This is a genomic window from Sorangium sp. So ce693, assembly GCF_051521375.1.
GTDB lineage: Bacteria > Myxococcota_A > Polyangia > Polyangiales > Polyangiaceae > Sorangium > Sorangium atrum.
The window spans coordinates 12054793-12068946 of record NZ_CP150347.1; the positions used below are offsets into that span (position 1 = coordinate 12054793).

Here is a 14154-nt window from a genome sequence, read left to right on the forward strand (position 1 = left end):
AGCCTTCGTGAGGATGCTCGCCGACCGCATCGAGTCCGAGAACGAGATGATCGACGAGCTGAACCGGCGTCTCCAACGAAGGTGAACCATGCCCAAGGGTCCCCTCATCCACGCTGTGGCGCCTGCACCGAGCGTCGCTCCGATCGACGCGGCGCTCGCCATTGGCCGGACCCGCGCGCGCGCTGTCGCGACGGCGCCGCGGCTCGGCGTGTGGATGCTGGATGTCCGCCCGCGCCGCGGCGCCGCCGTGGCGATGGGTGGATTCGAGGGAATCGCCGCTGTCTTCAAGCTCCCAACTCTCCAGGGGGAGCGCCCGGCGCCTCAAGGCATCTCCGCGGCGGGGCCTGCGCCCATCGCCCGGGGCCCCGAGCCCCAAGGCATTTCCGCGGCGGCAGCGCCCGCGCTCGTCTTCGGCGGCCATGGCCTCGAGCCTCAAGGCATCCTTGCGGCGGCGGCGCCCGCGAGTTCCCCTGCGGTCACGACGGGAGAGCTCGAGAGGTCTCCCACGGTCGCGACGGGAGGGCTCGAGAGGTCTCCCGCTGTCGCGACGGGAGAGCTCGATAGGCTGCCCACGGTCGCGACGGGAGGGCTCGAGAGGTCTCCCGCGGTCGCGGCGGGAGAGCTCGATGGGCTCCCGGCGGTCACGATGGTGGAACCTCTCAGGTCTCCGCGGATCCCGGCGGTCTTCGAGCTCGCGGGCCCCGACGCCGTTCCCGCGCGATCTCCCCTCCCACAGCGCGGCGGCGCCCTGGAGGGGAGCGCCGTCATGCCGTTCCTCCACTCGAGGCGAATGGCGATGGCGTCGATGCGATCGGCCGCCGGCGTGTGGGGCCCGATCGTCTCTCCGCTCCTCCCCGCGGCCTCCAGCCTCTCGCGGTGGGTGGTCCCGAACGTCTCCGGACCGAACCTCTCCACGAGCCCGGATCGACGCCGCGCCGCACCCTATACCCCTCTCGCCGATCACGGCGCAGCGGGCCCCCCTCGAGGCGCGCTCGATCCCCTCGACTCCGTCCCTGAAGGGGGGGACTCGCCGATGGACGGAGCGCGAGGATCTTCCACCGTCGACGTCGATCTCCCCGACATCGATGTTCCATCGCCCGCTCGCGACGCGGCGCCCCCGACCGAGGCTCCGATCGAGGGCCCGGCGCTGGTCCACCGGCGCGCTCCGGCGCGGTCGCTCCCGGCGCGCGGCCTCGACGGGCTCGCGGGTCCTTTGATCGACCTCGTGAGGCGCGAGGTCTCGGAGGAGGTGGCGCGCGCCGCCGAGCACAAGCCGCCGCCCCCGCCCCCGCCCCCGCCCGCCAACAGGGTGGACGTGGAGAGCGACGATTTCGTCCGCGGGCTGATGAACCGGATGGCCTCGATCGCCCGCGACGAGCAGTTCCGCAGCGGGCGACTGCGTTGATGACGGAAGGAGCGATGTGATGAGCGAGCGACAAGTCCTGCGTGGGTTCCTCGCGAACGTCGACGTGCTCCCGCCTCTGATCGTCACGTTCCAGTTCAACCCTGCGTCGATCAGCGACAACAAGGCGGTGAGCTACGCCGACCGCGCCGAGACGATCGGCAGCAACGCGCCTGGGAAGGTCTACACGGGCGGCGGACACCGTACCATCAGCTTCGATCTCAAGCTCCATGGCCTCGAGGAGGGCACGAACAAGCTCAACCCGACGCCGCTCGACAACGGCGTCTCCACCGAGCTCGCCAAGCTCCGCTCGTTCCTCTACCCCAAGGCGGACGCGTGGGCGACCCTGAGCGGGCTCTTCGGAGGGGGCGGCGAGGGGACGCGCATCTCGGCGCCGCCCACGTGTTATTTCGGGTTCGGGACGCGCATCCTCGAGTGCGTCCTCACCGATCTCCGCGTCAGCGAGACGCAGTTCAACAGCCTGCTCGCGCCGGTCCGGGCCGACGTGGGCGTCACGCTCGTCGTCATCGAAGAGACCGAAAGCGCGCTCTACGAGTTCGACAAGCAGCACCGCAACGTGCTCGCCGCGCTCGGCCTGCAGAACATTCGCTTGTTTTGAGGGACCACGATGCCGCTCTCCATCCACTCTCGTTACCATGGCCTCCTCACCGTCGATGTCGGCGGATCGGTCAGCCTCGCGCAGCGCCCGCCGGCTCCGGAGCGGGATTACCCGGACAGCCTCATCCACGAGATCGTGGGCGGAGAGACGCTCGACCAGCTCGCGAAGCTCTATTACGGCAGGGAGGACCTCTGGTGGCGAATCGCCGACGCCAACCCGCGCCGCTTCGCGCACGCGTGGGGGCCGGGCGACAAGCTCGTCATCCCTCCCATCCAGGTCGCCACCAGGACCGCGGCGAGGTGACCTTTGGGCGCGGACCTCTTCTACCGCGTGAGCGTGGACGCGAGCGGCGCCGGCTACGACCTGTCCGGTGACATCGTGTCGCTCACCGTCGAGCAGCGCGACGCCCAGCCCGACTCCATGGTCGTGACGCTCAGCGATCCCTACAAGGTGCTGAGCCACGCGGTGCAGGAGGGCATGGACGTCGAGGTCGAGCTCGGCACGAGCGACGATCACGCGCTCGTGTTCGCGGGGCGCATCTACCGGGTCGACGGCAGCTTCCCCGCGAGAGGCGTCCCCACGCTCCGGGTCCAGGCGTACGACCGGAGCATGAAGATGGGGCTCAGGCGTCGCAATCGCCCCTTCACCGACATGGCGCTCTCCGACATCGTGAGGAGCGTCGCCGGTCTCCACGGCTTCTCCAGCGTCAACGTGGACGTGGTCGGCGACCCGCGCTTCACGGGCAACGGCATCCGGCAGCAGGACAAGACAGATCTCGACTTCCTCCTCGACCTCGCGCGGACCTACGGGTGCGTGATGTACGTCCGGCCCGGCGACGCGGGCGACACCCTCCATTTCGTCTCTCAATACACAGTGATGATGACCGAGCCCCTCGTCACCCTCCATTACGGGCGCGCCGGGGCCGCGCACCCGCTCTACAGCTTTCAATCGAGCGCGAACGTGAGCGACGTCGAGCTCCCTCGGGTGCTCTCGGGCATCGACTTCGACACGGGCCAGGCCACGAGCGTGACCACGGCGCAGGCGCTCGAGGTGCGCGAGGAAGAGGACCCGTTCTTCGACGAGAACCTCACCGCCTTTCGGGCCGACCACCCTGTGAAGGCCGCGCAGCTCGAGGTCCTCATCGGGGCAGCCTCGGCCACGCAAGCCGTGCTCCGGGAGGAGCTCGGCACCTCCACGCGGCAAGGCGTCCCCACCTTCACCACCGAGGCCGAGCTCAACACCCTGGCGCAGAACCAGTTCTCGACCAGCCTGCGCGGCATGCGAGGGAGCGGCTCCTCGCCCGGGATCAAGGAGATGTTCGCCCGATCGAGCGTATCCATCCAGGACGTCGGCGGGCGCTTCTCGGGCACCTGGTACCTCTCCCAGGTGCGGCACAAGCTCGATCGAGAGGGGTACAAAACCGAGTTCGAGTGCCGACGATGAGCGACATGGGCGACACGGGTACGGCCGGGCGGCGCGAGCAGCGCTATTACGGCAAATACGCCGGGATCGTGATGGACAACGCCGCTCAGGGCGGGGGCGCGCACCGCGGCCAGATCAAGGTGCGCGTGCCGGGGATACTCGAAGAGGAGCCCGGCGGCGGCGCCGACCGCCCCATCGAGGTGGTCGCCGCGCCGAGCTTCCTCCCCGGCTTCTTCTTCATCCCCGAGGTCGAGGCGCCGGTGTGGGTCGAGTTCGTGGCGGGAGACATCAACTTTCCGATCTGGACCGGCGTCTTTTATCCAAACGACGCTCCGCCCAACGACAGCGGCGGGAGCGCCCCGGACGAGCACAAGAAGATCATCCGCACGCCCTCCGGTCAGGTGATCCACCTCGACGACACGAGCGGGAGCGAGAAGGTCGTGATCAAGGACGAGAAGAACAAGAACACCGTCACGATGGACGCGAGCGGCGTCAAGGTGGAGTGCGAGCAGAGCAGCGGGACAGGCACGATCACCATGGACTCGAACGGGGTCACCATCGAGTTCGGCCAGGCCAAGCTGACGCTCTCCCAGAGCGCCATCGAGCTCAAGGCCGGCGCCACGGTGTCCCTCAAGCTCGACGCGTCGAGCGGCGCAACGCTCGAGGGTGGACCGCTGAGCAAGGTGGCCGCGGGCCCCTCGGGGGTGACCGTCACGGACGCGACCGGCGCGGCGCAGGGGGTGGTGCTCGGGCAGATCCTCTCGTGGCTGCTCGCTCACACGCACATCGGCAACATGGGCGCTCCGACGCCGCTCAACCCGGGACAGCTCGCGCAGCTCACGGCGCAGATGTCGGCGGGGTCGGGCGTGGCGTCGAGGCCGGGCGGTTGATCGAGGAGGAGGCGAGATGGCGCTCAATATCGGTGACAGGGACGCGACCAGGGGCATGACCAAGGTGATCTTCGACGCCATGGACGCCGAGCTCCGCCCGCCGATGGAGCAGTCGCTCCGCGACACCGGATCCCCCGAGGACGAGATCCAGAAGGCGGTCATCAAGGCGCAGGCCAACTGGCGGCAGCTCAGCTTCGTCATCGCCTCGGGGCTGGTCTCCTCGCTGCGCAGGGATCCATCGCCTTCCCCCGCGGACCCGGTGTTCGGAGAGGCGTTCTCGTCCAGGGTCGAGGACGCGGTGTTCTGGGACTGGCTCAAAGGCTTCGTCGGCGTGTTCCAGAGCTGGGCGCCCACCACGGCGGACGGCGTGAACCTCAAGAACGCGATCAACGGCTACCTCTCGGGCAAGCCCGTGCCCGAGCAGCTCCGAGGGATCCTCCAGTGAGCGACGCCATCCGCGGGCTCTCCTTCCCCTTCCGCATCACCGAGGGCGGCGGCGTCGCCGAGCAACGCGGGACGGACAAGCTCAAAGAGAACATCGTGCAGATCCTGCTCACCGGCGCGGGGGAGCGCGTGATGCGGCGCGACTACGGCGGCGGCCTCCGCAAGCTCCTCCACGACCCGAGCAACGTCGCGCTCAAGGCCATCGTGCAGCACCAGATCGCCAAGGCGGTGAGCCGGTTCGAGCCCCGCGTCCTCGTGCAGAGCATCGAGGTCGAGGCGAGGCGCGACGGCGGCGCCGAGCAGCTCTGGGTCTCGATTTCATACGTCATCCGCCGTACGCGGCAGACACAATCGCTCAGCGTCCCCATCGGCCTCGGCGGGATCTGAGCGAGGGAGGAGCGTCCCATGAGCGACGAGCAAGGGCGAATCGACTACACCAACAAAGATTACGAGTCCCTCCGCGCGGCCCTCCTCGAGCTCGCGGCGGAGCGGCTGCCCGAGTGGACCGATCACTCGCCGAACGACATGGGCGTCGTGCTGCTCGAGCTCTTCGCGCACATGGGCGACTCCCTCTTCTACAACCAGGATCGCATCGCGGCCGAGAGCTTCCTCGCGACCGCGCGCGAGCGGAGGAGCGTCGTCAACCTGCTCCGCCTCATCGGTTACGAGCTCCGCCCGCCCACCGCCGCGTCGGCCGATCTCACCCTGCTCTTTGCCAACAACGCGACGGGCTCCGCCACCATCCCGACGGGCGCGCAGTTCACGACGACCAAAGAGAGCACCGGCGTCGCCGTCAAGTTCCAGCTCATCAAGCCCGCTGTCACGATCGCCAGGGTCGAGGACCTCCCGCTCATGCGCGTGGACGAGCGCGGCGAGCTCGTCCCCTTCGTGGTGGGCGGCGCCCGGCCGATCGACAACACCGTGTTCAGGGCCTACGAGACCTTGCCCGTCGTCCAGGTCGATGATCCTCCGCCGCCTCCCAAGGACATCCTCGGATCGTCCGACGGCAGCGCGGGACAGAGGTTCCGGCTCGCGCTCAAGCCGCTCATCGACGAGACGCTCGTCGTGACGGTCGACGAGGGCGCGAGCGAGGCCTGGACGCGCGTGCCGAGCCTGCTCCACAGCAGCGGCAGAGACAAGCATTATGTCGTCCGGCGCGACGAGGACGACTACGCGTGGATCGAGTTCGGCAACAACACCTACGGGAAGGCGCCTCGCCGGGGTCGGAACAACATCACCGCGCGCTACCTGGTCGGCGGCGGCGAGAAGGGCAACGTGCCGCCGAGGGCGATCTCCAAGATCGTGATCACGCCCGACGTCCCGGGCCTCAAGCGGGTGATGAACGTCAAGGCGGCGAGCGGGGGCGGAGAGCACGAGGCGGCGACAGCGGCCGCGGCGCGGGCGCCGCAGCAGTTCCGCTCGTCCGGGCGGGCCGTCACGGCGGCCGACTACGAGCTCCACGCCAAGAGCTATGGAGTCGCCAAGGTGCGCGCGTTCGCGCCGTCGTGGAACAAGGTCAACCTGGTGGTGGCGCCCGAGGGCGGCGGCGCCCCGAGCGAGACGCTCCGGCGCGATCTCGAGGCGTACTTCGATGGCAAACGGATGATCACCACGCAGATCGAGATCGTCGATCCGAAGACCCCGCTCGTCCTCATCGAGGGGGATCTGGTGGTGGAGCCGCGCTTCTCGCAGCCGCTCGTCAAGGCGCGCGTCGAGGCCGTGATGCGCGAGCTCTGGTCGTTCGCCAACGTCGACTTCGAGGACCACCTCTACATCAGCAAGATCTACGAGGCCATCGAGGGCGTCGAGGGCGTCGGGGCCATCAACATCACCCGCTTCGCCCGCGCCGACGCCCCCGCGGGCAGCCCGGCCATCCCCCCCGACGGCACGCTGCGCTTCTCGTTCAACGAGATCCCCGACGTCAAGGGGATCTCGTTGAACAGCGTCACCGGAGGGCGCCTCGATGCCTGAGCTCGACGCCCGAGCCGACGCGCGCGGCGAGCGCATCGACCTCGACCTCACGCTGGTAGGAACGGCCGAGTCCGTGCCGCACGCGCGCGTGCTGCGGCGCCGCTCCTCGACCCCCAAGTCGGCGACCGACGGGCTCGTCGTGCTCGACCTCGCCGATCTGTTCACGCAGGCCGGTGATCCTTGGCCGGAGGTGCGGCGGCAGCGCTACCTCGTGCTCAACACGCTCGCGGAGGGCGGCATGGTGCAGGCCGAGCTCGCCGCCTACGTGGGCGCGGGCGGCGCCGTGGAGCAGGTGGTGATCACCGCCTATGATCGCACGAGCGACGGAGTTCGTGTCGTCCGGATCGATCAGGTGAGCCGGGTGGTCACGACCGGCGGCGCCACGGAGATCTTTCAGCGCATCGGCGCCGCGCCCGAGACCTCGGCGGGCACCTTCACGGTCTCGAGCGGTCAGGTCGTCTGGTCGGCGGGCGCCGTGACGCTCGCCGTGGACTATGACCGCCGGGAAGATCAAGAGATCGTCTCCACCGTCCTGGAGGAGGGGGGGGCGCGCGTCCGCTTCTCCACCCGCGCGGACGGCGAGGACATCCGCGTCACCGACTACCGAGCTTCGTTCAACCCCGACACCGGCGAGTGGACGCGAACCCTTCGCATCGCCGACGAGGAGCGCTCGTCCAAGGCCCCGCGCGGCGCGCTCGACCCTGGCCCGACGCGCTTCCCCTCGAGCGCCGCGCGCGGGCTGGAGCCGGGGACGACCTATTATTACGCCGCGTTCGCCGCGACGTCCGGGGCCTTCGCCGCGAAGCCGTTTGCGACGGCCGCGGCGACGGCCACGGCGAGCTACGGAGGCGGTGATCTCCTGTATCGCCTGCTCCCCGAGGCGCACCGCTTCTTCGACGAGCGTGAGGCCGCCCAGGCAGGCGCGGGGCAGCTCCGCCGCTTCCTCCGGATCTTCGGGGACGGCGTCGATCTCGCGCGGAGCACGGCCGAGGGGCTCCTCTCGCTCCACGACGTCATCACGGTGGACGCGGCGCACCTGCCTCGCCTGGCCGCGTGGATCGGCTGGGAGCCCGATCGGACGCTGGCCGAAGAGGTGCAGCGCACGGACATCCTCGCCGCGCCCGAGATCTTCGGCACCGTCGGGACGATCCCCAACCTCACGTCGCTGGTGAGCAGGGTCACGGGGTACGACTGCGATGTCAAAGAGTTCGTGAACAACGTGTTCATGACCAACGCGCCCGAGGCCTCGCGCCATGTGCAGGTGTATCAAGCCGTCAACACGGGAGCGGGGTTCGGGGCGCCGGGCCCTCAGGCCAACCTTTACCCACCATCGAACGAGCCCGCGATCACCCAGGCCCGGCCGGACGCGTTCGACGGCGAGCCCTCGGCCGCGATCGGCCCGGGAGGTTCGGTGTGGCTCTTCTGGCACGCTCACCGCGCCCCCGCAGGCCGGCCGGGGCGCCGCCGCGTCTGGGCCCAGCGGCTCAAGGGCCTCGATCCCGCGCCGATCGACGTGCTCGGCGATCTGCCCGATGACCCGGGCTTCGTCGACGAGGGCCCGGCCGCGCTCTTCGACGGATCCAGGATGTGGCTCTTCTGGTCCTCGAACCGCGGCAAGACAACCGATCTGTGGGTGCGTACGTTCACCGGCGATCTGGCGACGCGCAGCGCCCCCGTGCGCCTCACGAGCCACGCCGCGCCGGACGCGAGGCCCGCCGCGGCGCGCGACACGAGCGGTCGTATCTGGGTGTTCTGGGAGTCCCGCCGCCGAGGCCCCACGGATATCTGGGCCATCAGCACGGCGGACGGGGTGACGTGGGACAAGCCGGTCCGCGTCACGTCCGGTGACGCGCGGGATCAGATGCCCGCGGCCGTGATCGATCCGGCCGGGGTCCTGCGCCTTTTCTGGAGCGCGGACAGGGGCGATCGCAGCGTGATCCTGCAGACGAAGCGGACCGGCGCGGGCTTCGGCGCGCCCGAGGAGGTCGTCTCGGCCGCGCCCGGCGTCCGCAACGAGGCGCCGGCCGCCGTGGTGTGGAACGGAAGCGTGTGGCTCCTCTGGTGCTCGAACCAGGGTGGCAGATTCCGTATCTGGGCCAGGGTGCAGGCGGGCGGCACGGTGTGGGGGACGTCGTTCCTGGCGATCGGTCGCCTCTCGAACGACAGGGACCCCGCGCCGGTCCTGGACGGCGCGGCGCTGTCGCTCTTCTTCTCGTCGCGGGAGGGCGGGGAGCGCTTCCAGTCGCGCACCGTCGATACGGCGTCTCCTGCGGGAAAGCTCGCCCTCAAGACCATGCACCGCCACGCCGACCGGATGCACTACACCTACGACACGCGGCGCGCCAAGGAGAGCTTTTATGCGCGCGACGCGGTCGGGATCTACCTTCGCGCGCCGGGCGTGCCCGACGTCGAGCAGCGCCAGGCCGTCACGCGCGCAGGGGCGTTCGTCGCGCCGTTCCGACCGCTCCAGATGAGGCTCGTGTGGATCCTGGAGCGCGCCGACGGATCGATCGAGGCCGTGCAATCGGACGGTTGAGCAGGACTGTCGTCGAAAACGAGGAATCAAGCCATGGGTAACTTCTCCAAATCGCCGCTCGACGTGCTCAAGGACAACATCGACAACGGGTATGTCGGCCTCCACGTCGAGCAGGGCGTGCCCGTCCTCGATCGCGACCTGAACCTCCTCGGCGACCTCATCATGGCGCGCCTCCGGAGCGTCGTCGGCCGGTACATCGGCGACGGCGTGCCGGACGCGGCGACGACGTTCAACATCGCCCCGGTGAGCCCCGCGGCGGCGGACGACTTCATGATCAGCGCAGGGGGAGCGGGCGTGTTCCTGGCGGGCGGCATGGAGATGTCCATCAGCGCCTCGATCCGCTACAAGGCCCAGCCCGGCGGCGTGCCCGCGCTGAGCACCTCGGGGCCCAGGACGGACACCATTTATCTGGACACGTTCACCGACGAGGTGGGGGCCGATCCGGTGATCAAGCTCGACAACCCGGACGACGTGGGGATGCGGACCTCGGTCCGGCGCAAGCCCAACTGGGTCGTGCGCGTGGCCGAGGGGGTGGACGTGACCACCAGCCCGCCGGGCGCGCTGCCCGCGGCGCCGTTCGGGCACACCTATACACCGCTCGCGCTCCTCGCGCGCCCCGCGGGCGGGGCCGCCATCACGGCGGCCATGCTCAAGGACCTCCGGCGAAAGAACATGTCGTTCGCGCTGCTCGAGCAGCGCATCCAGACGCTGGAGCGCCTCCTGGCACCCGTCATCACCAGCTTCACGCCGCAGACCGTGAGGCCCGCGCAGACGAGCCCGATCACCATCGCCGGGCGCAATTTCCAGGTGGGCACCCCCCAGGTGCTGCTGGGAGACACCCAGGCCATCGTCGATCTGGCGGCCTCGACGGACACGAGCCTCGTCGTGAGGCCGCCGCTCGGCACCCGCCCTGGCACGTGGCCCCTCAAGGTGCGCAACGACGTCGGCGAGGTCACCGCGCTGCAGAACATCACGGTGCTCGCGTTGAGCGCACCCTCCTTCGTGGCGGCCGGGACCCAGATCACGCCCAAGCAGCAGCGCGTCGGGAACGCCATCACCATCAACGGACTCAACCTCTCGCTCGTCAACAAGATCACGTTCAACGCGGCGGCGCCGGTGGTCGCGCAGCCGACCGACATCCTTGGCCAGAACAACAGCCAGATCCAGGTCAGGATCCCCGATGCGGTCGTGCCCAGCCTCACGGCCATCAACGTCACGCTCGCGATCGAGGGGGCCGTCCTCGCCGACGGATCGCCGGTGCCGCTCGCCACCACGGTGGACACGGTGCAGGTGCAGCCTGCGAGCGCGCCGTTCTTCAACGGCTTCACGGGCGCGGGCAGCCAGATCTCGCCGACCAGCCAGCGGATCAACAACAACGTGACGCTCAAAGGTCAAAACTTCGGGTCGGGCTCGCCCAAACCCACGGTCACGTTCAACGCGTCACCCACGCCGGTCTCGGCAGCACCCGGGGACATCACCGTCACCGCGCCCGACGGGGCCGGTCAGCAGACCATCTCGGTCAGGGTGCCTGTGGGGCTCCCGACCGGCGCGGGCGTCACGGTCACGGTCACGGTCGCCGGCTGGTCGGCCACCTCCACCGAGGTGCTCACCGTCCTGCCGGCCGTTTGACGGCCTGGCGTCGGGGCTTCGTCGATCACGATACTCATCTCGCCGATTATCCAAGGGAGGACTCATGGCTCATCAAGTGTATCCGAACGCGACGCCGCTCGCCGTGGCGACCGGCGCCACGGCGACGCAAAGCTTCAGCGCTGTCGCGGACGCCGGCGTGGCGCCCAACAGCGGCTTCTCTGCCATGTTCGTTCACTTCGTCGTCATCGGCGGGGGCATGGTGGCCACGGTCGGGCTCAGCGTCGTTACCGGCGCGGGGACGGGAGCGACCACGACGCTCGTCCTCGATGGTGGTCTCCAGAGCGTGGTCACCGCGGGAGGGGCGGAGATCGCGAGCGTCGAGTACCTGTCCACGGGCGTCGCCAACGTCTTTCGGATCGACTTCTACCCTTCGGGCGCGACCAACGACCTCCCTGGGACCACCTGGAACCTCACCTTCACGCGGGCCGGGGCCGCGGGGCCGCCCACGCAGAGGTACACGTGGGTCGTGGCCGACAGCGCGAGCGAGTCGCAGCAACCGTGGATCCATGCGCCGGACGCTCCGGTGGACGTGGGCACGGCGCTCATGAAGGACCTCCTCACCGGGCAGTCGTACGACGTCTCGGCCACCGTCGACAACTGGGGGACGAAGGAGCTCACGGTCAGCACGCTGGTCATGACGACGCAGGGGGATTACACGCTCAAGACCAAGACGAGCCCCATCGCGCCCGGCGCCTCGGGCGTCTTCACCTTCACGTTCAAGTCGCCGCCTGAGGCCGGGGCTCACCCCGGCGCCTTCACCCTCGGGCACGACGACCCGACGCCCGGCCACGACGCGGTGGTCGATTTCACGGCGAGCACCGGATCCATCGAGGTGGTCCTGCTGCTCGACGCCTCGGGCAGCATGAGCTGGAGGCCGAACGGCACCACGGCGACGAACCCCGACCAGTCTCGCTGGTATCAGCTCGCGCAGGCGTCCGGGAACTTCCTTCATACGTTGTCCCACTTCGCGAGCACCCAGGGCCAGTTCGCGGTCGTGCTGTTCCCCAAGATCACCGGCGGTCCTCCGGGGGTGCTCGTCCCCAGGACCAAGATCCCTGCCAACCCCGGCTCGGCGATCGCGGCCATCAACGGGGTGACGCCCTCGGGCGGCACGCCGATGGGCGAAGGCGTCGACCAGGCCGCCGGCTCTCCCGGCGTGCCCAACAGCCATGGGCTGTTCAGCGGCGCCGAGGCCGATGTCGCTCACAACCACCGCTGGCTGGTGCTCATGTCCGACGGGTATCACAACCAGGGCAGTGCCCCGTCGGAGCAGGCGAGTTACTACGTGGACGAGAAGAAGGTCCGCGCGATCACCGTGGCGTACGGCGATGAGGGCGAGGTCGATCACGGCCGCCTCCAGCGCATCGCCCAGGCCGGCCAGGGCGCCGCGGCGGCTCCCGTCTTCCTCGACGCGGGGCCGAACGACCTCGGCACCGGGCTCATCGGCCAGTTCAACGTCGCGCTCAAAGAGGGCCTGGCGCTCGGCTCCATCATCGACCCCGAGGGCGAGCTCACGAACGCCAAGCCGCAGTCGGTTCACCCGTTCGAGGTGACAGCGCACGACCGGAAGGTGTCCGTCACCGTCCATTGGCTCCGCCCGGACAAGCGCGTCGAGGTCGAGCTCATCTCCCCGCTCGGCGAGGTGATCACGGTCCAGGCGCAGCCGGACGGCGTGCGCAGGGTCCGGAGCGAGCTCTACATCTCGTATTTCCTCGACGAGGACGGCCTCCTCAACGTCAAAGATCCGGCCAAGCCCCGTCATGGCACCTGGCGGATCGTGGTCCACCGCGGCATGAGCGACGACAAGGTGCCCTTCCGGTATGCGTATCAAGTCCTCACCGACTCGGGGCTCGGCTTCGCGCTCACGACGACGCCCGGCGCGCATGCCACGGGGGATTCCATCGACGTCCGAGGAAGGCTCGCGATCGACGGGCTCCCCATCGACGACGCGGCGGTGGTGGTGGTGCTCGAGTCGCCGGTCGACTCGATCCTCAACTGGATCGCTCGCAACCACGTTCCGGCCGACCTGATGAAGAAGGCGGCGTCGGAGATCCGGGAGCGGCGGGAGAAGGACTTCACGGCGATGTTCGTGAAGCTCTGGGCGCTCCGGGAAATGGGGCTCATCTTCAACGACGCCACGGTGAAGCAGAAGGTGCCGATGGTGTACGACCCGACCGACCAGGTGTACAGGGCGACCATCCCGGACACCAAGATCCAAGGCACCTACGCCGCGTACGCGATCGCCAGGGGCGACGACCCCGCGGGCAACCCGTACCGCCGCGAGCGGCGTTTGGAGGTGGGCGTCTCCCCCGTCCCCGATCGCGCGTCGTCGCCGATCGACTTCGACTACTCGATCGTCGATGGTGATATGAACGTGAATATCCGGTTCTGGCCTCAGGACCGCTTCGGCAACGTGATCCTGATCGATCCCTCGTTCGACGACCGGATCGTCGTCAGGGCGTGGGGCGGCAAGGTGGGCCAGGTCCAGATGCACCCCGACATCGACGGCAGCTACGTCGTACGGATCCAATACCCGATCAAGAGCCCGCCGCACGTGGACATCGAGGTGCTCGGCGTCTCGCTCCTTCACGGCTTCCAGCTCCTTGTCCTCAAGGACCTTGTCTTCGCCGACCAGGTGAGCAAGCTGCGCCTCGGCGCCGAGGCCGCCCCCGGCGCCAATCGCCACACCGACGGTGACGCGGTGCTCGGCGATCCCACGCCGAAGCCGCGGGATGTGTTCGTGTCGCTCGGCGCGTACGGCGATATCGCGGTCGCGGCGCCCGCGATGGCGGGCCCGGCCCGCGCGGTGACGGTGTTCGTCCAGCCCGAGGAGGTCCTGCAATCCTATCGCGTCGAGGTGTTGCCCGCGGCGGCACGCTCGCCGACCGATCTGTTCTCGGCGGTCAAGGCCGGTGTGCTCAAGGCCCTTCGCCAGAAGTGGATCCCGCTCGGCGCCTCGCCCGGCGTCACGCGCACCTTCAGCCTCGTGCGGGTGGCGCCCAACGGGGTGAGCGCGGTCCGCGTCGTCGACACGAGCGGCAAGACGCGGGGTCGCGATCGATTGCCCAGCGCGAGCCCGGGCGTGAGCCTCCGCGGCATCGGCTTCCGCTGACGTCGACTCTTCAACCCTCCCCCTTCCAGGAGTCGCACTTCCGTCGATCCGAAGGCGGTGAAGGCGGAGCTCAGGTGCCCGCGCCTCGGGCTGGACAGCCTGAAGGCG

Annotated in this window: 11 protein-coding genes; all 11 read left to right on the forward strand. The window is 69.4% G+C overall.

All coding sequences use genetic code 11. From position 1 onward, the window contains the following. Positions 1-88 precede the first annotated feature (88 nt). The 11 genes from WMF14_RS44975 to WMF14_RS45025 all read left to right on the forward strand — a co-directional run bounded on the left by WMF14_RS44975 (position 89) and on the right by WMF14_RS45025 (position 14046). Positions 89-1405 (forward strand): hypothetical protein, encoded by a 1317-nt coding sequence (locus tag WMF14_RS44975; RefSeq protein ID WP_437796664.1) that lies wholly within the window; start codon positions 89-91, stop codon positions 1403-1405. Positions 1406-1424: 19 nt separating this feature from the next. Continuing rightward, on the forward strand, positions 1425-2021 hold the full coding sequence (locus tag WMF14_RS44980; RefSeq protein ID WP_437796666.1) for a CIS tube protein: 597 nt from the start codon (positions 1425-1427) through the stop codon (positions 2019-2021). Positions 2022-2030: 9 nt separating this feature from the next. Continuing rightward, on the forward strand, positions 2031-2324 hold the full coding sequence (locus WMF14_RS44985; RefSeq protein WP_437796668.1) for a hypothetical protein: 294 nt from the start codon (positions 2031-2033) through the stop codon (positions 2322-2324). A gap of 3 nt (positions 2325-2327) precedes the next feature. Continuing rightward, complete coding sequence (locus WMF14_RS44990; RefSeq protein WP_437796670.1) at positions 2328-3464, forward strand: phage late control D family protein; 1137 nt, start codon at positions 2328-2330, stop codon at positions 3462-3464. A 5-nt stretch (positions 3465-3469) separates the two neighbouring features. Next, on the forward strand, positions 3470-4333 hold the full coding sequence (locus WMF14_RS44995) for a phage baseplate assembly protein V (protein ID WP_437796672.1): 864 nt from the start codon (positions 3470-3472) through the stop codon (positions 4331-4333). A 16-nt stretch (positions 4334-4349) separates the two neighbouring features. After that, positions 4350-4778 (forward strand): hypothetical protein, encoded by a 429-nt coding sequence (locus WMF14_RS45000; RefSeq protein ID WP_437796674.1) that lies wholly within the window; start codon positions 4350-4352, stop codon positions 4776-4778. Further along, on the forward strand, positions 4775-5164 hold the full coding sequence (locus WMF14_RS45005) for a GPW/gp25 family protein (protein ID WP_272095983.1): 390 nt from the start codon (positions 4775-4777) through the stop codon (positions 5162-5164). Before WMF14_RS45000 ends, WMF14_RS45005 begins: the two co-directional genes overlap by 4 nt. An 18-nt stretch (positions 5165-5182) precedes the next feature. Next, positions 5183-6748: a baseplate J/gp47 family protein gene (locus WMF14_RS45010; RefSeq protein ID WP_437796676.1), complete on the forward strand. Its 1566-nt coding sequence runs from the start codon at positions 5183-5185 to the stop codon at positions 6746-6748. After that, entirely contained in the window at positions 6741-9284 is a 2544-nt protein-coding gene (locus WMF14_RS45015) for a hypothetical protein (protein WP_437796678.1), read from the forward strand. Before WMF14_RS45010 ends, WMF14_RS45015 begins: the two co-directional genes overlap by 8 nt. A 33-nt stretch (positions 9285-9317) precedes the next feature. Next, positions 9318-10913 (forward strand): IPT/TIG domain-containing protein, encoded by a 1596-nt coding sequence (locus WMF14_RS45020; RefSeq protein WP_437796679.1) that lies wholly within the window; start codon positions 9318-9320, stop codon positions 10911-10913. 64 nt (positions 10914-10977) lie between these two features. After that, positions 10978-14046, forward strand: coding sequence for a vWA domain-containing protein (locus tag WMF14_RS45025; RefSeq protein WP_437796681.1), 3069 nt, complete (start codon positions 10978-10980; stop codon positions 14044-14046). Positions 14047-14154: the final 108 nt, after the last annotated feature.